10 protein-coding genes and 4 pseudogenes are annotated in these 20,948 nt (G+C 43.7%); 4 read left to right on the top strand and 10 right to left on the bottom strand.

All coding sequences use genetic code 11. The features are described 5' to 3' along the window. Window positions 1–216 precede the first annotated feature (216 nt). Window positions 217–2,106 (top strand): ABC transporter ATP-binding protein, encoded by a 1,890-nt coding sequence (locus MCB1EB_RS02785; protein ID WP_045363110.1) that lies wholly within the window; start codon window positions 217–219, stop codon window positions 2,104–2,106. Window positions 2,107–2,533: 427 nt separating this feature from the next. On the opposite strand, the gene MCB1EB_RS02780 is transcribed toward MCB1EB_RS02785, so the two are convergent. Beyond that, window positions 2,534–3,031, bottom strand: a complete 498-nt coding sequence (locus tag MCB1EB_RS02780) for a hypothetical protein (protein ID WP_045363111.1) — start codon at window positions 3,029–3,031, stop codon at window positions 2,534–2,536. Window positions 3,032–3,516: 485 nt separating this feature from the next. Here MCB1EB_RS02780 and MCB1EB_RS02775 point away from each other — a divergent pair, with 485 nt between their 5' ends. Both MCB1EB_RS02775 and MCB1EB_RS02770 read left to right on the top strand, forming a co-directional pair. Beyond that, window positions 3,517–4,140 carry an SCO family protein gene (locus tag MCB1EB_RS02775; RefSeq protein WP_045363113.1) on the top strand — a complete coding sequence of 208 codons (624 nt, stop codon included), beginning with the start codon at window positions 3,517–3,519 and terminating at the stop codon, window positions 4,138–4,140. Between the two features lie 16 nt (window positions 4,141–4,156). Next, complete coding sequence (locus MCB1EB_RS02770; protein ID WP_313790308.1) at window positions 4,157–4,606, top strand: copper chaperone PCu(A)C; 450 nt, start codon at window positions 4,157–4,159, stop codon at window positions 4,604–4,606. On the opposite strand, the pseudogene MCB1EB_RS02765 reads toward MCB1EB_RS02770, so the two are convergent. From MCB1EB_RS02765 to MCB1EB_RS02750, 4 genes and pseudogenes are all read right to left on the bottom strand, one after another. Continuing rightward, window positions 4,601–4,833, bottom strand: a pseudogene (locus MCB1EB_RS02765) (sugar nucleotide-binding protein); the annotation flags it as partial. The gene MCB1EB_RS02770 and the pseudogene MCB1EB_RS02765 sit on opposite strands and share 6 nt — an antisense overlap. A 13-nt stretch (window positions 4,834–4,846) precedes the next feature. Continuing rightward, window positions 4,847–4,989 (bottom strand): annotated as a pseudogene (locus MCB1EB_RS02760) (dTDP-4-dehydrorhamnose 3,5-epimerase family protein); the annotation flags it as partial. After that, window positions 4,974–5,870, bottom strand: coding sequence for a glucose-1-phosphate thymidylyltransferase RfbA (gene rfbA / locus MCB1EB_RS02755; protein ID WP_045365875.1), 897 nt, complete (start codon window positions 5,868–5,870; stop codon window positions 4,974–4,976). The pseudogene MCB1EB_RS02760 and the gene rfbA, both read right to left, overlap by 16 nt. 79 nt (window positions 5,871–5,949) lie before the next feature. Continuing rightward, window positions 5,950–6,210, bottom strand: a pseudogene (locus MCB1EB_RS02750) (GDP-mannose 4,6-dehydratase); the annotation flags it as partial. 246 nt (window positions 6,211–6,456) lie between these two features. Between MCB1EB_RS02750 and MCB1EB_RS12235 the strand changes: the two are divergent. Then, window positions 6,457–6,811 (top strand): annotated as a pseudogene (locus MCB1EB_RS12235) (transposase); the annotation flags it as partial. A 16-nt stretch (window positions 6,812–6,827) separates the two neighbouring features. On the opposite strand, the gene MCB1EB_RS02745 reads toward MCB1EB_RS12235, so the two are convergent. The 5 genes from MCB1EB_RS02745 to MCB1EB_RS02725 form a co-directional block, all read right to left on the bottom strand. After that, the gene (locus tag MCB1EB_RS02745; RefSeq protein WP_045363117.1) at window positions 6,828–9,011 is read right to left on the bottom strand and encodes a preprotein translocase subunit SecA; all 2,184 of its coding nucleotides are present in this window, start codon (window positions 9,009–9,011) and stop codon (window positions 6,828–6,830) included. Between the two features lie 17 nt (window positions 9,012–9,028). Then, entirely contained in the window at window positions 9,029–16,000 is a 6,972-nt protein-coding gene (locus MCB1EB_RS02740; protein ID WP_081953503.1) for an ankyrin repeat domain-containing protein, read from the bottom strand. A 4-nt stretch (window positions 16,001–16,004) separates the two neighbouring features. Further along, window positions 16,005–17,384: a hypothetical protein gene (locus tag MCB1EB_RS02735; RefSeq protein ID WP_126353845.1), complete on the bottom strand. Its 1,380-nt coding sequence runs from the start codon at window positions 17,382–17,384 to the stop codon at window positions 16,005–16,007. A 248-nt stretch (window positions 17,385–17,632) separates the two neighbouring features. Then, a complete protein-coding gene (locus MCB1EB_RS02730) occupies window positions 17,633–19,012 on the bottom strand; it encodes a hypothetical protein (RefSeq protein WP_045363123.1) in 1,380 nt (459 codons plus the stop codon). A gap of 401 nt (window positions 19,013–19,413) precedes the next feature. Then, window positions 19,414–20,907, bottom strand: coding sequence for a hypothetical protein (locus MCB1EB_RS02725; RefSeq protein WP_126353844.1), 1,494 nt, complete (start codon window positions 20,905–20,907; stop codon window positions 19,414–19,416). Window positions 20,908–20,948: the final 41 nt, after the last annotated feature.

Raw genomic sequence — 20,948 nt, 5'->3', positions numbered from 1 at the left:
GAATTTCAAAGTATTTATCTTGTTACAGTACAGAAACACTTTGTCGGCCTTTGTTTTACAACCCTGCTCTAAATTATCTGTAGTGATTTGTTAAACGGGTCGCTTGCTTTGCCGCTGATAGATTTTGCCACAAAAAGAATCTGGTGCATGGACTCACTCCAGGTTCCCCAAAGCAAATAGCAAGTGACTGATCTCACATAGCCAGGCCGAGGCCATATGATAAATGTCAAGATTAAAGAAACCCACTCTGTGGGACGCACAAATGAAATCCCTCTACGCTCAACTCAAGCTCAAAACGCTGCGTATGACGCCCAACTTGCTGGCTATGCGCAGCGACCGCTAGCCTTTCTTTATCGCTATATTCGTCGTCATCCAGTGGCTCACGGCGCGGTGCTAATCAGTGTGTTTGCCGCCGTAGGTTGCTCGCTTGCTTCCCAATATGGGATTAAGCACCTGATCGATGTATTAAGCCAAGGACGCAGCCACATCACGCAACTCTGGGGGGCATTTTTGCTGTTAGCTGGCTTAATCGCTGCCGACAATCTACTCTGGCGCGTAGGGGGTTGGGTCAGCACGCATGCGTTTGTCACCGTAACGGGCGATTTGCGGCGCGATTTATTTGGCTATTTAAACGGCCATGCGCAAGCCTGGTTTACAGAAAAACAACCTGGTCTGCTCGCAAGCCGGATTACGGCCACCTCAAATGCGGTTTTCACAGCCGAAAACACTATGGCATGGAATGCTCTGCCACCCTGCATCGCCGTAGGCGGTGCAATTGCCATGATTGCCGCAGTCAATCCATTAATGGCGGGCGGACTTTTATCGGTATCGGCAGTGCTCGCGCTGATTCTTTTCAAATTGGCGGGTCATGGCGCTAAACACCACCGCGGGTTCGCCAAAGAAGCGGCCACCGTGGACGGCGAGTTAGTCGATGTCATCAGCAATATGGGACTGGTACGCGCCTTCGGAGCCATCACTCGTGAGCAAACCCGCTTTGGCGCAAAGCTCAAAGAAGAAATGCGCGCGCGCCGCAAAAGCTTACTTCACCTCGAAAAATTAAGGCTTTTTCATGCTGTTGTGACCGCTTTTTTGTCCGCAGGATTACTCGGCTGGGCGCTTTGGTTATGGACCCGCGGCCAAGTCAGCACGGGTGATATTGTGCTGGTCAGTTCACTTGGCTTTACGATTTTGCACGGCACGCGCGACCTGGCCGTCGCCCTCGTGGATGTAATTCAACATATTGCACGGCTTGCCGAGGCCATTGAGACCTTGCTTGAACCTCATCAATTGCCCGATCATCCACAAGCCAAGAAGCTGGTTGAACAAGGCGGCCGCGTTGATTTCAATCAAGTTAGTTTTGCCTACCCAAATCGGGCACGGACGCTCGAGGCATTTGACTTGCACCTAGAGCCAGGCCAACGAGTTGGCTTAATCGGCAGCTCAGGAGCAGGCAAAACCACGGTACTTGCCCTACTGCAACATTTTTATGAACCGCAAGCGGGCCGCATTTTGATCGATGGTCAGGATTTAAGCATGATTACCCAAGAAAGCTTACGGCAATCGATCGCCGTCGTGCCGCAAGATATTTCGCTCTTACATCGGACGATTTTTGAAAATATCGCTTATGGCCGGCCTCAGGCTAGCCTAGAAGAAGTCCTTGCCGCCGCGCATGAGGCACGCTGCACTGAGTTTATCGAAGCCATGCCGCAAGGGTTAGACACCATGGTGGGCGACCGCGGCACGAAACTCTCAGGCGGCCAGCGGCAGCGCATTGCGATTGCCCGAGCGATTTTGAAAAATGCGCCTATCCTGCTCCTTGATGAAGCCACTTCGGCCCTCGATAGCGCCTCAGAAGAAGCGATTCAACAAGCGCTCGATCGACTCATGCGCGGCCGCACGGTCATTGCCATCGCCCATCGGCTTTCAACCTTGCAAAATTTTGACCGCATTATTGTAATGAGCGACGGTAAAGTCATTGATGATGGCGCACCTGAGGCTTTGCGCAAACGAACCGGGCTTTATAGGGATTTACTGATGAAACAATTTGGCAATGGCGTCAGCGCTGTCAATTACTATGACACGCGCATTGCTGAACACGCAGCTTAATCTCCTGGCGCAGACGCAACTTGAAGCGGCTCAAGCAAGTATCTGCTTGAGCCGCTTCAATCCAAAACAAATGGTAGGTAAAGTATAAATCTGGCTTTATTATGACTTGTTATTGGCGTCATCTTATTATGAAATTGGCTTTTAATATAAATAATGCGTAATATTTAATTAGATAAAATACACGGGTAATCCGTAGCCTCTTCATCTGGCAATACATGAAGTTCTCACGTTACTGCCGATCCATATTTGACTGAGTCCCCTTACCATCTCTGTGCGTCATCGGCTTTACAAGCAACAAATTTAACAAAAATCATCCTTTGTTAACCTGGATAAAACGCTCGAATTTGCGGCTAATTGCAAGTTTAATAAGCACTTCCGTATTTCAGTGATCGAAACTAAATTCCTCGCTTCGGGATTCGATAAGCTATTACTTTTCATCTGACCGCCCCGGAAATCCATTGTTTTTCAAGTCAATCAGAGTAAATACTGCCTCTTTTTCTTCGAGATACTGCTTAACGTATTTTCTATATTTTTGCGTATTACCTGATCCGTCGGCTTCTTGGAAAGGGTGACTACCATCGACACGGGTAAATTTTTTGGCGGACAGCTGCTTCAAGTATTTGCGGTAGGCGGTCGTGTCGACCACACCATTTTGGTCAACGAAACGGGGTTTGCCGTCCTTATCCTTGATATTTCCAGCATCACGCTGTGTCCGCAATCGATTGTAACGGGCTTTATCTGGCATTCCCTCTTCTGTAAAAAAACCTCGACGGGCTGCTGCTTTTTCGTACTTTGAGAAAGTGTCCCAATCCGGATGAAGCTTTTCTTGATTTTTAAATTGGTTGCGGTAATTGCACCCAGCTTCCTGCTTCTGCTTTTTCGTTTCATCAGGTTTTGAGCTTTGTGTTGGGTCCGCACTCTGCATGGCGGGCGTCCTTTTTCTCGACCTCAGCGGCGCTATCGGACTAACGTGCACAGGCTGACTCGAGGCCGAAGATGCGGTGGCGCGATGGGGTTCTTCCGAATCCGCAAGCAAATGCTGGATTGACATCCGTTCTTTTATAGTAAGTGGCGGCATATATGACTCTCTGACTGGTTTAACACCTTCTAAATTTTAGACATCCCCACTCTCCTGCCCTTGCTGCAAACGAATCAGTCGCTCTAATGCCGAAATCTTGCTTTTTATTTAACTCTGTCTTTACACCTACTTTTTCTGAAGTGAAAAGTATTTTGATCCTGCTCCAAAATTTCCTTTTTTAAAATCGTTCACGATCAATTGTTCTCACTCCAATTAACGGAAAATATTTAGGGGGTCTGTTAAAATAGCCTGGCTAACGCAGATTGGCACACTGCGCGCATGCCAACGCTACCCTCCGCTATTCAACACAATCGAGTTAGAAGGCTTTTATCATGCAGCGAGTCATGTCCCAGCAGCGGGCGATACTTTACTGTGCGCTCCTTGCCAGCGTCTTATCCGTGCTTTTTCTCGGCTGTAGCCGGCAGCGCGATGAAAATTGGCAGTTAACCCAAGTGCGTCACCACCTTCCTAAGCTTGAGTTTGCTTTAACGGATGATCAAGGACAAAAGGTCAGCGCGCAAACTTATCAAGGCCAAATCACCCTGGTCTACTTTGGCTATACGCATTGCCCGGATGTTTGCCCTGAAACCATGGCGCGCCTTATGCTGGCGCTCTCGAAGTTAGGTGATGAGGCACGTGCTGTACGTATTCTTTTTATCTCGATCGACCCAACACGCGATACACCTGCCTCAATGCAGCGTTATGTCCGTGCCTTTGATGCAGAGCATGTAACCGGTCTGACCGGTACCCTTAGTCAAGTCGAGGCATTAGCGAAACGCTACCGCGTCGCTTATCAATCTGAAAAGCCCGATGCGGACAACCGCTACGAGGTAATGCACAGCTCGGCTATTTATATCTTCGATCAAAAAGGTCAAGCGCAGCTGATGGCGACCAACGCCGATTCAGCGGATAATATTGCACACGATTTGCGCATTCTGATTCAATCATCATCATAACGGGGAGTATCAACTCATGAAATGGATGACTTTGCTTTTAACCAGCCTATGCTTTAGCGTAGCTTCCTCAACCGCAATCGCCGCTGCCTCGCCAGAGGTTATAGCAGAAGCGGGCTGGGTGCGCTGGCTACCTGACGGACGGCCCGCCGCCGGTTATATGACATTGCGCAACAATAGCGCCCAAGCCATCGATGTCGTCGCAGCCTCTAGCCCTGATTACGGCCATGTGATGCTCCATCAGTCGGTATCGGATGGCACGCTAAGTAAGATGGTTCACCTCAAAAAATTGACCCTTCCAGCCCACAGCGAGGTCAAGCTCGCCCCCGGTGGTTACCATCTTATGCTTGAAAAAGCGCGCGCGGAACCGGCTATCAAACCAGGCGATACTGTGCAGGTTAAACTCACCTTATCTGATGGCACATTCCTGCATCTAACGTTGCCTGTACGCCCGCCTGCGACTTTATAGCTTGCTTAAGCCCGCTTCAGGGCACAGGCATAAGCGTAGTGCGTCATGCCAGTTAGGCGCAATAAGTTAAAAGTTCGCGCCAATTTATCGTTAGACAGACGCGAATTGGCCGGGCGCTTTGCCGGTGTCGGGTAATCTGACGCCGCTAGCGGCGTCAATTTCGGTTGTTTAACCAGCGGCGCAAGCGTAAAGATCGCTTGCGCAAATTCATACCAAGAAGTCGAGCCGCAGATCAAGCGCTACATAAAAGACCGCTCCCGCCACTTGCACAGCGAATTCACGCGCATTAAAACTCTCAAAAAAATAACCTCGCGCATCATTAAAGCTTTTAGGTTCAATGATTTTAACTTCAGGTAACGAGTCGCAATTACGTTGATGGCCACCTTGGCTGATCCGATACAATGCGTTTTAAATATTGTCCATAGCCGTTTTTTTCAAGCGGCGCCGTAAGCCGATTCACTTGCTCTGCATCTATCCAGCCACGTTGGTAGGCAATCTCTTCCGGGCAAGCCACCATTAAGCCCTGGCGCTTTTGCAGAGTGGCAATAAAACCTGCCGCGTCTATCAGCGAGTCATGGGTGCCGGTATCGAACCAAGCGCAACCGCGGCCCATTATTTCAACTCTGAGCTGGTTTTGGTGCAAATAATATTGATTGATATCCGTAATCTCATATTCACCGCGGGCTGACGGCTTAACCTCAGCGGCCATGTCGCAGACTTGTCGATCATAAAAATACAGCCCCGTCACAGCATAATTGGAGCGCGGCTTAAGCGGCTTTTCTGCAATCGAGAGGGCTTGAAAGGCGGCATCAAACTCAACCACGCCATAACGCTCAGGATCTTGCACGTGATAAGCAAATACCGTCGCGCCGTGCTCACAGTTGCTGGCGCGTTCAAGTTGTTCGGCTAAATGATGCCCATAAAAAATATTATCGCCAAGAATTAAAGTGGATAGATGATTGCCAATAAATTGCCGGCCAATCCTCAAGGCTTGCGCCAACCCATCTGGCGAGGGTTGCACTGCATATTGGAGATTCAGCCCCCATTGAGCGCCGTCGCCTAGCAGCATCTGAAAGCGCGGTGTGTCGGCGGGCGTAGAAATCAGCAAAATATCGCGGATGCCCGCCATCATCAAAGTGGAGAGCGGGTAGTAAACCATGGGTTTATCGTAAACCGGCAATAGTTGTTTTGAGACAGCATACGTAATCGGATACAACCGGGTACCGGAGCCGCCGGCTAAAAGAATCGCTTTGCGCACCTTCATGCTCCTTTTATGCGCATTGCGCATAGTGCGTTTCAAGCCATTTCAGGTAATCGCCTGAAATAACTTGATGCACCCAATCTGAACGATCAAGATACCAGCGTACAGTTTGCAGCACCGCGCGCGGCCGATATTTCACCAAAAGATTTTGCAAGAGAGCGATATCGGCAATATCCGCCCTCACAAATTGATGGCGCGGGTCCGCGCGCAACGAATCTAGAGTACTCAGATTGCCGGCATAGGTAAGTTTGTCGACATTTACCACGGCTTCGTCATGCTCAGCTAACCAGCCGAGCACAAAATTAGCGCCAATAAACCCCGCGCCGCCAGTTACTAAAATCATCAGAATCCTTAATTCAATTGAAATACACCCGATTAACGCTAAGATTCCATCTTTTAAACACACGGAAATTTAGCATACAATTTATTATTGTATCTCTTCAACGAATAAACACAACCCTGCTTTATCCTATATAACAGGGCGATTGGGCTATAAAAGCGTTGCATTTATTGGCCCTACCCAAAAATTTCGATGCCTTTAAAAGTAGAAAAAGCGGCCCAATTTTGAAGTTGATCAGGAGATGGTGCGGTGAAGAAATCGAGATATACAGAAGAGCAAATAGCGTTTGGTCTAAAACAGGCGGAAGTAGGGATATCGGTAGATGAAGTATGCTGAAAGATGGGGATATCTCAAGCGACCTTCTATAGTTGGCGCAAAAATATGGAGGGTTAGGCCCTTCGGAATTACGTCGCCTGAAGCAATTAGAGGAGGAGAATAGTAAGCTCAAACGTTTAGTGGCTGACCTATCGCTAGATAAGGCTATGCTACAGGACGTACTCTCAAAAAAGCTTTAAAGCCTTCTTGCCGTAAATCGCTGGTTGAGTATCTAATCAGTCGGTATGGAGCGAGTCAGCGTCAGGCCTGTGCGGTAATGAAGATATCCAGCTCGTGATCCTGCTTCAGGCACTCAGATTTTTCATAAAATGATCATACAAGCTATTGAGCGTGTTCCTGTAGTTCGATAATGCGGTATCAAAGTGATGCTCTACATTAACTTTGATGTTCTCCAAATCGGTATAGAATTCTGCCCACTTGTTTAAGATGGCATGTTGATGGATGGAGTTAGCGTATTTATACTGAAAGTCATTCCAGAACCTTTCCAGGATATGATGCTGAGCTAAATAAATGGCAGCGTACTGACGTCTGGTTAACGACGCTTTCACAACCATCAGCTCCCTTAATGCTATGAGTGTTTCAATGTTGCCGCTGCCGGTTTTGGCAAGTAATTCATCATCATGGGGTACGATAATCCTGTAGCTACCAGGATTCCCCTGGCGTCCAGCACGCCCAGCTCCCTGTATTTCCACACGTTCACTGTTTGGGAAAAAAGTAAATATCACATGTAGGCCGCCATTTCTTGCCGCCTTTGCGCAGACAGCAATATCAGTTCCCCTACCTGCAGCATTGGTTGCAATGGTGACAGAGTCGCTATACACGGCACTTGCTACCAAAAAATCTTCATCTTCATTTTGCACATCGTTTAAAAGTTGAATATTAGAAAATTTCGGTTCGATGAATTGATAGAGGGCATCACTCATTGCTATGGAACGGCATAAAATCAAACAAGGCCGTGCAGCTTTGATGGTGTTTGTGACTTCGCTAAGCAGGGTGTGATTAAATGCTCGTTCTGTAGTATTGCAGATAACGGTTGGTAATTGCTGAGTGAGTGGCGGCTTATGGGTTGGTACGTCAAAGCTGGTCAAACCATACATTTCGGTAACTTCATTGCGCTCAATCTCAGCTCCTAAGGAGCCGGTTACGCCGTAGATTTCCCCATAGTAAGCAAAAAATGCCGGGTGTGATAAGGCACCTAAGGTTAAAGTCTCATCAAGAATGGGCAAACCATGCTTATATTCAAGAAATTGGTGTAAGCCATGCTGCCAGCGGCTGTTCTCAGATAACCGTCCGGTATCTTGATCAATAATCACTATTTGAAGGTTTGCATCGTGTCTGGCATGCTCGTTTTGTTTTCTTAGGCAGTAATGTTTCTTCAATTCATATTTAAAACAGGCTCGATAGGCGCTATCAATGAATTTTTGTAACTGTGTGTTCGAGAGCTGATACGATTTAACTAACTTGGCACACTCTGAAATGGTGTCTATGTCTGGCTCTTTCTCAAGGCAGTTGTTTTTAACAAAATCATAAATAATGGGATATAAGGCGGTTAAATTTTTCTGACTTGAGTAGGCAATTCGTGCGGAATTGGAGGCTTTATCAAGCAGCATATTATCCACTTCATCGACGATGGCTACATGAAATGGCCGACTACTATTTCTATTATTGTATAAAGTTCGATTAGCGGTTAAATGGAACTTGTCAAATAAAACTGAAAATTCAAAGTTGTAATTCGTACCGTATACAATTTGCCCGGAAAAATGATCAGGCGTGAGTGCTTTATTGCATATATGAGATGTTGTTATGTCAAAGAAATCAAAAAATCGCTTGTATTTAACTTTGTCTCTTTTTGCCAGGTATTCGGTAGAAGTAATCACATCGATACATTTCCCTTGGTAGGCCAAAATGAGCGCCAATAGCGTTATGACGGTAGACTTTCCTTCGCCGGTTTTAATTTGGGCCAAGCTACCTTTAAAATTCCCCTTTGACGCTAGGATTCCCAGTACCGCCAGAATTTGCACAGAATAGGGCGTAAAGCTAAAGTATTGAGCGAATACGTGATTAGCAAGAGCTAGCAATTGGCATATAGCTTTTTCCTGTAAATGAGATGCCGTTTGGCTGGAAGGATTAAGTGCATGCTTAATCCGACTCATTAATTCCTTTAACTGATCCGCGGAAAAATTCTGGATTTCCTGCTCAGACTCCCTAACTAATACGAGTCGCTCCCTGATAGTACGAATCACTTTATTGCCAAGAGGATATTGAACCTCACGACTTGGCCCCCGAAATGCAGCCAAAATGTTATCTAAAGGTCGTTTTTGATGACTTGCTTTGAGATCACTAAGCTGACCTTGCCATACATGCTCGATGGTTTGACTTCCGCCCTCTTTTTCCGCTGGTGCCAGCTTGGCCTGCTGTTTTGCGTGAGTTGGAGCTATGCAGCGTAAAGGAGTTATTGCATTTAACATTTAATCCTCCTAGAGAATCACACATTTGTCGAAGCTGAGGCGGTTTCCAGGCATTGAATGCATTCAGTTTGATTCTCTAGCAAAGCCTGGCTTAAAGCGGTTTTGCCCGCATAATTTTCTGTATCAACACAGCCGCATAGGATGAAAAAAGCCAGCATATTGGGTCGGTTATGTTTAACTGCATGGTGCAGCAATGTTTCTCCATTGGCGTCTGTGGTATAGATTGCTACTTCGTCACAGGCATCAAAAAGCCGTCTCGCCATCACGAGTTGGTCATGCCGGATGAGTGCTTGGAATGCCGCATAGATTTCCTGATCGCTTGGTGTAATATGCGCTAACAGTTCTTTTAGCACATCGTGCGCTTGGGCCATACAGGCTAGTACGATGGGCGTTGATCCATCGTTAAAGATGAGATTTTTCCGGTTTTCTCCTAGCCGGCTCAGCAGTTGTTTAACGTTTTCTACACAGTTACTGACAATGGCTGCAGCCAGGCAGGCTTGTAATATCTGTTGGTTTATACCATCCCACAGCCTATCCATCACATAATTGAATAGCGCAATATTCGGGCTGGCACTTGCGGCTATCAGTGCTCTTTTGCTATGAAAGAGGTCATCTTTAGCCATTTGATCGATTAACGTGGCGACGGTCGTTTGGTCTTCGGCCCAAATGGCCAGTTCTAACGGGGTTTTATCGCCTTGTTTATACGTTTTAAAGTGAATGGCTTGATTTGCAGTCGGCTTATCGCGCAGCGGTAGCCAATGCTTTTGCGTCAGGTGAGCGCTTAATGTTGGGTGGCGATGAATTAACGCAAAATCCCTAACGTCTCTATCACGCTGGTCAGTGAGCGATACCACAGTGGCTTTTCGCTCTTCCCCTTCTGCCTCCCGGTTTTCGATATCGTCCAGTAAATCAACGATTTCCAGGTCGCCATGTTTGGCTGCCAGGTGTACGGGCAGCATGCCTATATTGTCTGGGATTCGACTCTGAACGCCGCAACTGAGCATATAGAACACGATTTTGGCATGGTGTGACAGGACCGCATAATGCAGCATAGTGCGTTGCTTAAACCCATCTATGCTATGTATATCCGCACCGGATTCAACCAGATACTGGGCAATCTCTAAATTACCCGCTTTCAGCGCCATGGCCAGCGCGCACTCTTGCAGCGAGTTCTTATGATGTAAGTTATAAGCATATTGCTGGATTGCGCGTTTGATGAAGGCCAAGTCTTTTTGTTCGATGGCAATCTGTAATATGGCTTTGCCTGCGGCCGTTTCGGCATAGATATCAGCGCCGTTTACCACTAAATAATCCGCCATTGCCTGGTTTTGGGTCAACAGGGCCATGTGCAATAGAGTATAGCCATTCCTTGGGTCAACCCGGTTGATGTCCAATTTAAATTGTTCAATGAGTTGAACCACCCATTGGGCATCGCTAAGCTTCATTAACAGGTGAACAGCGCTGAAGCCTAAAGAATTGGGGGCATACGGATCACAACCACCCTCATTGAGTAAATATTGTATGATTTTCGGCTGGTTTTCCAGGATCGCTATGTCCAACAATGAAGCCGTGATTTCCTCGCCTTTGTAAAGATACTGAAAACTAATACTCCTCACCGGCGCATAGAGCGTCGTTAATTCTCTGACTTTAATTAAGTCATCGTCCTTGATCGCTTTAATAAATTCTTGACTAACCGCTGCCGCTTGGCCCGCTATCATCAGCTTTATCCATTCACTCGGCTTGAAGCTGCTCCTTAGGCTTAATGGACCGCCTTGAATGAGTGCGTATGCGCATAAATCATGCTCCAGTTCGCAAGCAAGCTCTAGCGGCGTCAGCTCATTGACCTCTGCCTGCCGGTCACAACCAGCAGCGATCAGTAAGGGTACGATTTCATGAGCGTTACAGATGACGGCTCGATGCAGCAATGTATTGTCTACTTTGGCGCCAAGACCGGTTAAAAGCTTGTAAGCGCCGACGTTATGGTGGTCAATGGCGGTGGCAAGCAGGCTGTTAGCACAATCTAGGACTGCGTTTTTAAATTCTGGTCCATGGCCTAATAATTGCTGAAAAATGACATTCTTATGGAGGCCAATAGCGTAATTTAAAATCTTCTCTAAATTGCCGAGCTCATATTGAAAGATCAGCCGGATTAAGTGCGGCGCATTGTTTGCAATCGCGTAATAGATGGGAAGTTGATGATGTTGATTCGGTTCATCAATTTTAGCACCCCAACGAATCAAGCTGGTTACCAGCTTTAAATTGCCGAGCTTACACGCTAAATCGATTGCCCGGATTTTCTCTTTCTCACTCACCAACCCATTGATGTTTAAAAAAGAGCGGTAACGCTCATCTAACAGTAGGCGACGGATAATGTCTGGGTGGTCGTGCTCGATTAGGGCATAAAAGAAGTGTTGGCCATTCGGCGCTATCGGGCGAGCTTGCTTGTCTAGCAACATCTCAATCAGTTGACGATTACCACTTTCAGCGGCCAAATACAGCAGGCTTTTCCCCTTTGCAGTGGCATGCTCGAGCTCGACTTGACCCGTCGCGTGCTTGACATAGGGCTCATAAAATTGGGGCAAGCCATAGCGCACTGCAAATTGAATCAGGTCATAATCGCTATAGGAGGCAAATCGATCATTCTTGAATAGTTTGCGCTCAGGTGTATATCCATCGACTTCTTCAAGCTCAGAATGCAACTCAGTTAAAAGCGCATGACTACGGTGTTTAATCACCAGCTTATACAGCTTATCAGCATGCGCTTCCAAATACGCTAAAGTTTTCGCTTTGAAGTTTTCAAGCAAATGCTGCCATTGCGTAACACGGTTATGCTTGCATACATAATCAATATAACCATTCAGCTCAGCATGGCCAGGGTCGAGCGTCTGCGTTATCCATTGAGGATCGCTCGCGATAATTTGTTCACATAACCGCCAATAACCCAGTTTACACATCCATAAGAAATTGTCTTGATCGATCTGACGATAGGTAGCCAGCTTGAATTGGTTGACTTTGAATATCGCTTCAGCCACGCTGACTTGCCCGGTTTTTAACGCATGAGTTAATGCGTTTTCGCCCTCAAAGGGTTGATCTGTTTTAGCGCCTATTCCCAGTAAATAGTGACTCACCGCTTTCTGACGGTGCTTGATGGCCAAATCAAGCGGCGTATTCCCTGCTGAATCGGTTCGTTCTAAAGCCTTATTATGCGGACCCAGCAATTGCTTAACGATGTCCAGATACCCAAGCGCTACCGCAATATGCAGTGGCGTTTTACCATCACGGTTATATACATTCTTGATATCGGCCTTGATATCAACCCGTTTGCTTAAAAGCAAAAGCACTTGTATCACTGCTTGCGCATTCACAAGAACCGCCAGGTGAAGCAGCGTATTGCCATTTTCTAATTGAAAATGAACCTTAATAGATGGTTGGGATAATAAATAGTCGCTGATTTCGAAAGAATGGTGATACAAAGCTGTGTAAATAATCGGTATACCATTGATACCCACTTCATTCACATCGAAACCATACGACACTAGCAACTTAACCGTTTCCAAACGATGATGGAGTACCGCTAAATACAACGCGCTCTCATCATTCATCGTTAATTGGCGAAGACTATCTTGATTAGCCTGATAAATAGCCGTGATGATCTCGTCATGCCCATACATGCTCGCGACATGCAAAGGTGAATTGCCAAATTGGTTCAGCACATCGATTTTGACGCCGTGCTTTAGTAATAGCTCAGCGAGCCCTAGATTATTATTCATTGCCGCCAGGTGTATGGCGGTATTCCCATACGCATCGGTGATATTGAGATTAAGCGTGAGCTTATTCTCTGCTATGAATTTAGTCACTGCGTCTAATTGCGCTGCGGTCGGATTTTGTGCCGCTAGATGGATCCATTCCCTCTCCGTAGCCGTGCTGGCCATGTTGGGCTTGATGAGACTTTGCTCTAGCGCGCTGTGGTCTAATAAACTTGCATGCTCAATATAAAAAGCTTGATAGGATTGATGGTTGATCGTGACGGCTTTCCATACCTCGCCCGGCTCTTTTTTCGACATCTTGGCCGAATATGCCTCTAACTGCTGACTTAAGCGGGTGACCAATGCGGTATTCAATAAGATGGCTTGATCCTCAAGCTTAAAGCCTGTTCCTCCATGGAGGCGCACGAAGGAAACGTTATCTGTCAAGAGAAATGCGGGGAGCCTTTTCACGATAGCAGGTATTCCCAGCTCGATGGTTTCGGCAATCATTTGATGACTGGGGCGCGTGTTAATCAATTCACGCAAATTTTTAATTCTGGCAACCTCTGCCTTGATCTTTTCCACGTTGCTGCCTACGCCGACAATGTGTTCATCAAGCGTTTTAACATCTTGCTGATAAGCTGCTTCTATCTGCTTACGTTGATCGTTCCAATATGCTTTAACGGCATCGATTAGCCGCGGTAATTCTTGCTTAAACTTTTCGTCAAGGCGACGATGCATATTAAGGTTAAACTGAAGCACATAATACGCATCTGCTGTAAGATAAGAAGAAAGGGGAATCTCCTGGCCTAGACGTTGCTGATGAATGCTTAGTTCAAGCGCCCTCGTTTGACTCGCGATATTGTCTCTTTCTTTCTCTAAGATCTGATTCTGAATAGCATCATGCTGCTCGCGTAGCGGCAAGCGCATTGCCTCATGCCTTTCGATATTTTCTTCTAGTTGTCTCTGAGATGCTGCTAATTCTTGTTGTTGCTGTTCAGTCTCTGGCGAAAACAACTGTTCCTTTAAGTCTGATATCGCTTTGAATATATGGTTAGTCAAGAGTAAAACCAGCTCGTTCAGATTCGCTGCGGGAAGCTTGACTGCACCTTTGGGTAACCGCTTCTGGATGGCATGGGCCAAAGCCGTTTGCAATTGGGGGGCAATGCATTGGAGCTTTTCCTTTTGCAGTAAAAATTCATTGAATAAGGCTGTACTATCTACATCCAGATCTTGGACCACATCCCACAGCGTGACGGACGTCACCTCACGTTCGACCCGGGTCTTGGGGTAAGGGGGGAAAAGTCCTGGACAGGTTTGCTGCGTATCGGCTTTGATAGGCAATAACTTAGGCACCATCTCTTGTTTTTTAAGACTGCTAAAGTAGTAAGACAGTGCGCAAATAACGTCCAGCATCTTGAAATAGTCCTGGCATGGCGGTAATTGCCGCAGCCTGGTTTTGATATCGTCGGCGACTTGCGTGCAAATCAGTTGGAGCAATTGATACTCTTTGGATGCCTGGTATTGTTCCACTTGGCCAAGCGCAACGCCGTGACATTCAATCGTATACAACACATCCATTCCACCGTGAAATAATAAGGTGCTGTCATGCTTTTCGATTTGGTCTTGTTTGGCGATGATCCGAAACGATATCTGAAACCGCTGCTGGATTTCGTCTAAAGTGGTTTTATCGAGCTTCGAGTTGTATTGCTGAATGTGGTATTCCTGTAAAAGCTGGATGAGCGGCGTATATTCACTATCGTCTTGAAAGGTTTTCTGATATAGCGTTTCCATCGACTGGATGGATGGCTTTAATTGATCCACATCCTTCATCCATGATTTATCACCGGCAAAGCGAATCAAATCCGGTTCATTGAAATAGCCACCATTCAAATAGCCTTTCATGAAGTAATCAATCATGCCAATGACTTTGCCAACGAGGGTGTTTTGGTAGCCAGGGTGGATGACCGAATAGAGGCTGCCTCTTTCAGTAAAATGCAAGCTATAAAAAGGAAAGGTGTTATGAATATAGACGGTTTGTGCCAGTTCGCGGGTGATTTGTTGGAGCCACTGGTTTGAGAAGGGTGCCTTATCGGTATCGGTCATAAAAGGAAACGTGATCCAATAACCCTCGGCAGTGAGGTCGTAGAGGCTGCTGTTCAAATTCAGCAAAATGGCGTTGGGATTATGGATAGCCACGCCACCGATTTGTTGTTGGTGGCCGGTTTTGAGCAGCGGTTGGTTGGGATTGGTACGGTTGTAACTGCCGACTAAGTTATTTTGGTTGAGGTTGTTCTGAAATGCCCCCGTCGAGCCACCGCCAGCACCGGATTTTCCGCTGCTGCCACCTGATCCAGAGCTGCCATCACTTCCTCCTCCGCCACCCTTTGGTCCGGAGTTTCCGCGACCTGGTCCATTGGGATCTCTTGGCGTGCCATCTGGCGATTGTTTGGTGATATCAGTAGGCACCTGTTTACACTCTAGATACCATTTGCTTTCTAATTTACTCCGCCACTGCGAATCTGTGTGTGGATTAGCTAGCGGAAATTTTAAACAGTCCCATTTATTTTCTTGATTTTTTACGGTGCGATAGAGTATACCGACATGGGCGGGCTCGGTATTTCCATTTTCTGTAACATTAATAATAATTTTTGGTTCGCCATTGTTTTCGAGTTTAAACGTATGTTGTTTTCGAGTGTCTGTAGTGTCAGAACGAGGCTCTGTATGGTTAGTGTTGCCATCACTTATAACATCATTTGTACCCGGCACCGTGAATTTACCACTTTTAATGTCTGCAACGCATTGTTCAATTGATTTGTTTAAAAAGGGATTATTTTTGTTGTCAGTCACTAAATAGGCGGTACGGTGTTGTCCTTGGCCAGCTGCCTGCATATGTGGCCACAAGCATACCTTGCCGGTTTCCGCAGAAAAAACTGCTCTAAAACTATCCGAAGGTCTTTGCATGATCTTCAAAATGGCCCCATGGTCCATGAGTTGCCCCGTCAAACCATTGACAATTCTTGATGGGGCTACCATGTGTTGTTGACCATCTGGGGCGATGACTTCAGCCATGAAGCCTGGATAGCAATCGGATGTATATACCCCTACCCTGTATCCATTGCTACCCGCATAGGGTTCGATGATGATGGTTTGTAGCGAATAAGGAACTTGATTGTTTCCACTGACCGCTTTTTGTGACAGGAGGCTCAAAAAGCAAGGATTATAGTTTGGCTGTATGTTCATCAATTCATCCCATCAAATAGCAGAATGTAAGGTCGATATTTGTTTCAATACGGTTTTTTACAGAACCAAAATGGTGAGCATAAATTGCTGCAAAGAGTCCTTCACCGATTTCAGGGTAAAAGTGATCAACGATGTGTACATCTTTTTCATCCAAGTAATCACAGACCATTTCAAACCCTACTAATTCTTCGTTCGTTCGTGGTAAAAAAAATAGCGCGAGCGCCTCTTGAGTTCCATAAATCTCTAAATAATTATCTGGGGAGTATTCAAAAGAGATATCATATTTAGTAAAAAGGATGTATTTTTTTATATTATTTTCTATATGTACCCCCGCTTCTTTGAATTGGGCTAGCTTTGCCTTTATTTTTTTCAGGTGAAGCGTCCAATCGAATGGAGGTTGTGGGATTTTATATATTTTTAAGCCTTTGGTGCAATTATCATAAAAATGGTTTTTTACTGCATACATAGTCTCCTTATCATACAATTCAGAATTCATTAGAAATGCAGTGGCCACTTCTTCTTCAATCCAATCTTTATTTTGCTTAGTTTCAATTTCAAGAATATGCGTATCATCGTCATAGATAAATTGAGACAAACTATTTACAAATTCATCGGATAAATAACAATCTTTTCTCATGTTAATTCTGTAATAATCAACCTGCATTAAACTATTATCAAATATAAATGAGGCGGATTTTTTATTTTTATAATATCCCTCATCTTTATAATATCTACGTTTCGCTTTAATTTTATGAAGAGCATGATTGATATAGTCTGGTGCAATACTAAATCTCATACCATAAGGATACTTTCCTTCTTTAGGAATAAATACGAGTACCTTTATTGGAATTTCTGCACCTTTTTCCAATCCAGTAAAAGAAAAACGAGCCAAATCACAACCAATAATCTTGTCAAGCCTGATCAAGTTACGAATGATATGACTACCCTCCAATTCATAGATTGCTTTTTGCAAAATTTCATCTAGAAAATCCGGATCTTCTAATGGCGGATAAATATTATGATATTCCCTATCCTCATAATAGTATTCTTTTTTTATATTAGTATAAATGAGCTCTTTTCTTTCGAATCCACCAAATATCACACTTAACTGTTTCCAATTTAAAATATCACCATCTTTCAATTGGTTTATTACTGTCTCAACGCCCTTCAATGGCTTAATTTCTTTGTGATAGTGGTAATATTTAATTTTCCCTGATTTGTCGATAACTTTAAAAATTGCACCATCCCATCTACAGGCTAAATATTCGAATTTAGATAATATTCTATATTTATAAGTATCTTCATTTTTATGCTCTTTTATAAAGCTCACTATCATGGATTTCAATCGCTCTTTTAAATTTGGTATTAATGGGTTTGTCGTCATATTTAGTCGATTTTGAACAAATCGTTTTTCAAAAAATCATCTGTAAATGGAAGCAGCAGAACAGAGCGTCGTTAAGCCAAAAATAAGCAAAATAAAAGGAGATAAAAGCCGAAGCTCTCTGAGGATCATACGCAAATTATGCCCAGCGCCACAAAGGCGAATAAGGGACTTGATTGTTTTCACTGACCACTTTTTGTGGCGGACGGCTCAAAAAGCAAGGATTATAGTTTGGCTGTATGTTCATCAATTCACTCCATCAAATAGCAGAATGTAAGGTCGATATTCGTTTCAATACGGTTTTTTACAGAACCAAAATGGTGGGCATAAATTGCCGCAAAGAGACCTTCACCGACTTCAGGGTAAAAATGATCAACGATGTGTACATTTTTCTCGTCTAAGCAATCACAGACCATTTCAAACCCTACTAATTCTTCATTCGTTCGCGGTAAAAAAAATAGCGCGAGGGCTTCTTGAGTTCCATAAATTTCAAAATAATTATCTGGTGAGTATTCAAAAGAGATATCGTATTTGGTAAAGAGGGTATATTCCTTTATATGATTTTCTATACACATCCCCGCCTCTTTAAATTGGGCTAGCTTTGCCTTTATTTTTTTCAGGTGAAGCGTCCAATCGAATGGAGGTTGTGGGATTTTATATATTTTTAAGCCTTTTGCGCAATTATCGTAATAATGGTTAAAGAATGCATACATAGTCTCTTTATCATACAATTCAGAATTCATTAGAAATGCAGTGGCTACTTCCTCTTCAATCCGACTCTTATTTTTCTTAGTTTCAATTTCAAGAATATGCGTATCAGCGCCATAGATAAAGTGAGACAAACTGTCTACAAATTCATCGGATAAATAGCAATCTTTTTTCATGTTAATTTCGTAACAACCAATCTGCATTAAACTATTATCAAATTTAAATGAAACTGTCTTCTTATTTTTATAATACCCTTCATCTTTATAATATCTACGTGTCGCTTTAATTTTCTGAAGAGCATGATTAATATAGTCTGGCGCAATACTAAATTTCATACTATAAGAGTATTCTTCTTCATTAGGAATAAATACGAGTACCTTTATTGGAATTTCTGCACCTTTTTCCAACCCAGTAAAAGAAAACCTAGCCAAATCGCAACCAATAACCTTGTCAAGCCTGATCAAGTTACGGACTATATGACTGCCCTCCAATTCATATACTGCTTTTTGCAAGATTTCATCTAGAAAATCCGGATCTTCTAATGACGGATAAATATGGTGATATTCCATATCCTCATAATAATATTCTTTTTTTATATTAGAATAGATGAACTCTTTCCTTTTGCATCCACTAAATAGCGCATTTAACTGTTTCCAACTTAAAATGTCACCATCTTTTAATTTGTTTACTGCTGCACCAACCCCCTTTAATGGCTCAACTTCTCTGAAATAGTGATAATATTTAATTTTTCCTGACTGATCGGTTACCTTACAAATTGGGCCACCCACTCCACGGGTTAAATATTCAAATTTAGATAAAATTCTATATTTATAAGTATCTTCATCTTTATGCTCTTTTATAAATCCTATTATCATGTCTTTTAATCGTTCTTTTAAATCCGGCATTAATGGTTTTGCAGTCATATTTAGTCGGTGCTGAACAAAGCGTTTTTCAAAAAATCATCTGTAAATGGAAGCAGCAGAACAGAGCGTCGTGAAGCCAAAAATAAGCAAAATAAAAGGAGGTAAAAGCCGAAGCTCTCTAAGGATCATACGCAAATTATGCCCAGCGCCACAAAGGCGAATAAGGAACTTGATTGTTTTCACTGACCGCTTTTTGTGGCGGACGGCTCAAAAAGCAAGGATTATAGTTTTGCTGTATGTTCATCAATTCATCCCATCAAATAGCAGAATGTAAGGTTGATATTCACTTCAATATGGTTTTCTACAGAACCAAAATGGTGGGCATAAATTGCCGCAGAGAATTCTGCACCGCTGTCAGCGGTAAATTCCCTCCACCACTGCCAGCCGATCTTGCGTCGCCGCTATTCCACCGCCCCTTTTCCACCACCTGATCCATTGGGATATCTTGGCGTGCCGTCTGGCGATTGTTTGGTGATATCAACGGGTACCTGTTCACAAACTAGATACGGTTGTTCCGTCAAATAGCAGAATGTAAGGTGGATATTCGTTTCAATACGGTTTTTTACAGAACCAAAATGGTGAGCATAAATTGCCGCAAAGAGTCCTTCACCGATTTCAGGGTAAAAATGATCAACGATGTGTACATCTTTTTCATCCAAGCAATCGCAGACCATTTCAAACCCGACTAATTCTTCATTCGTTCGCGGTAAAAAAAATAGCGCGAGCGCCTCTTGAGTTCCATAAATTTCTAAATAATGATCTGGTGAGTATTCAAAAGAGATATCGTATTTGGTAAAGAGGATATATTCCCGTATATCACGCCACTTTTCTATCCGCACCCCCGCTTCTTTGAATTGGGCTAGCTTTGCCTTTATTTTTTTCAGATGAAGCGCCCAATCGAATGGAGGTTGTGGGATTTTATATATTTTTAAGCCTTTGGCGCAATTATCGTAAAAGTGGTTTTGTACTGCATACATAGTCTCTTTGTCATATAATTCAGAATTCATTAAAAATGCAGTGGCCACTTCTTCTTCAATCCAACCTTTATTTTGCTTAGTTTCAATTTCAAGAATATGCGTATCATCGTCATAGATAAAATTAGATAAACTTCCTACAAATTCATCAGATAAATAGCAATCTTCTTTCATTTTAATTGTGTAATAACCAATCTGCATTAAACTATTATCAAATTTAAAAAAATCGGACTTTTTATTTTTATAATACCCTTCATCTTTATAATATCTACGTGTCGCGTTGATTTTCTGAAGAGCATGATTGATATAGTCTGGCGCAATACCAAATTGCATACCATAAGAGTACTTTTCTTCCTTAGAAATAAATACGAGTACCTTTATTGGAATTTCTGCGTCTTTTTCCAACCCAGTAAAAGCAAAACTATCTAAATCGCAACCAATAACCTTGTCAAGCCTGATCAAATTACGGACTATATGACTGCCCTCCAATTCATATATTGCTTTTTGCAAGATTTCATCTAGAAAATCTGGATCTTCTAACGGCGGATAAATATTGTGATATTCCCTATCCTCGTAATAGTATTCTTTTTTTATATTAGAATAGATGAGCTCCTTTCTTTCGCATCCGCTAAATAGCGCATTTAACTGTTTCCAGTTTAAAATATCCCCATCTTTTAGTTGGTTTATTGCTGCATCAACACCTTTCAATGGGTTAATTTCGTCGTGATAGTTATAATATTTAATTTTGCCTGACTTGTCGTTAACCTTAAAAATTTCACCATCCCATCTACAGGCCAAATATTCGAATTTAGAAAAAATTTTATATTTATAAGTATCTTCATCTTTATGCTCTTTTATAAAGCCTATTATCATGGACTTTAATCGTTCTTTTAAATCCGGTATTAATGGGTTTGTTGTCATATTTAGTCGGTGCCGAACAAATCGTTTTTCAAAAAATCATC

This window comes from Mycoavidus cysteinexigens (assembly GCF_003966915.1).
GTDB classification, from domain to species: Bacteria; Pseudomonadota; Gammaproteobacteria; order Burkholderiales; family Burkholderiaceae; genus Mycoavidus; species Mycoavidus cysteinexigens.
Note: the sequence above shows the minus strand (reverse complement) of the source record. Positions and strands in the feature narration are given on the sequence as shown.

Excerpts from the sequence above, each read along its gene's own strand:
- MCB1EB_RS02785 (WP_045363110.1), top strand. The coding sequence starts at position 217 with ATGATAAATGTCAAGATTAAAGAAACCCACTCTGTGGGACGCACAAAT.
- MCB1EB_RS02780 (WP_045363111.1), bottom strand. The coding sequence starts at position 3,031 with ATGCAGAGTGCGGACCCAACACAAAGCTCAAAACCTGATGAAACGAAA.
- MCB1EB_RS02775 (WP_045363113.1), top strand. The coding sequence starts at position 3,517 with ATGCAGCGAGTCATGTCCCAGCAGCGGGCGATACTTTACTGTGCGCTC.
- MCB1EB_RS02770 (WP_313790308.1), top strand. The coding sequence starts at position 4,157 with ATGAAATGGATGACTTTGCTTTTAACCAGCCTATGCTTTAGCGTAGCT.
- rfbA (WP_045365875.1), bottom strand. The coding sequence starts at position 5,870 with ATGAAGGTGCGCAAAGCGATTCTTTTAGCCGGCGGCTCCGGTACCCGG.
- MCB1EB_RS02745 (WP_045363117.1), bottom strand. The coding sequence starts at position 9,011 with ATGTTAAATGCAATAACTCCTTTACGCTGCATAGCTCCAACTCACGCA.
- MCB1EB_RS02740 (WP_081953503.1), bottom strand. The coding sequence starts at position 16,000 with ATGAACATACAGCCAAACTATAATCCTTGCTTTTTGAGCCTCCTGTCA.
- MCB1EB_RS02735 (WP_126353845.1), bottom strand. The coding sequence starts at position 17,384 with ATGACGACAAACCCATTAATACCAAATTTAAAAGAGCGATTGAAATCC.
- MCB1EB_RS02730 (WP_045363123.1), bottom strand. The coding sequence starts at position 19,012 with ATGACTGCAAAACCATTAATGCCGGATTTAAAAGAACGATTAAAAGAC.
- MCB1EB_RS02725 (WP_126353844.1), bottom strand. The coding sequence starts at position 20,907 with ATGACAACAAACCCATTAATACCGGATTTAAAAGAACGATTAAAGTCC.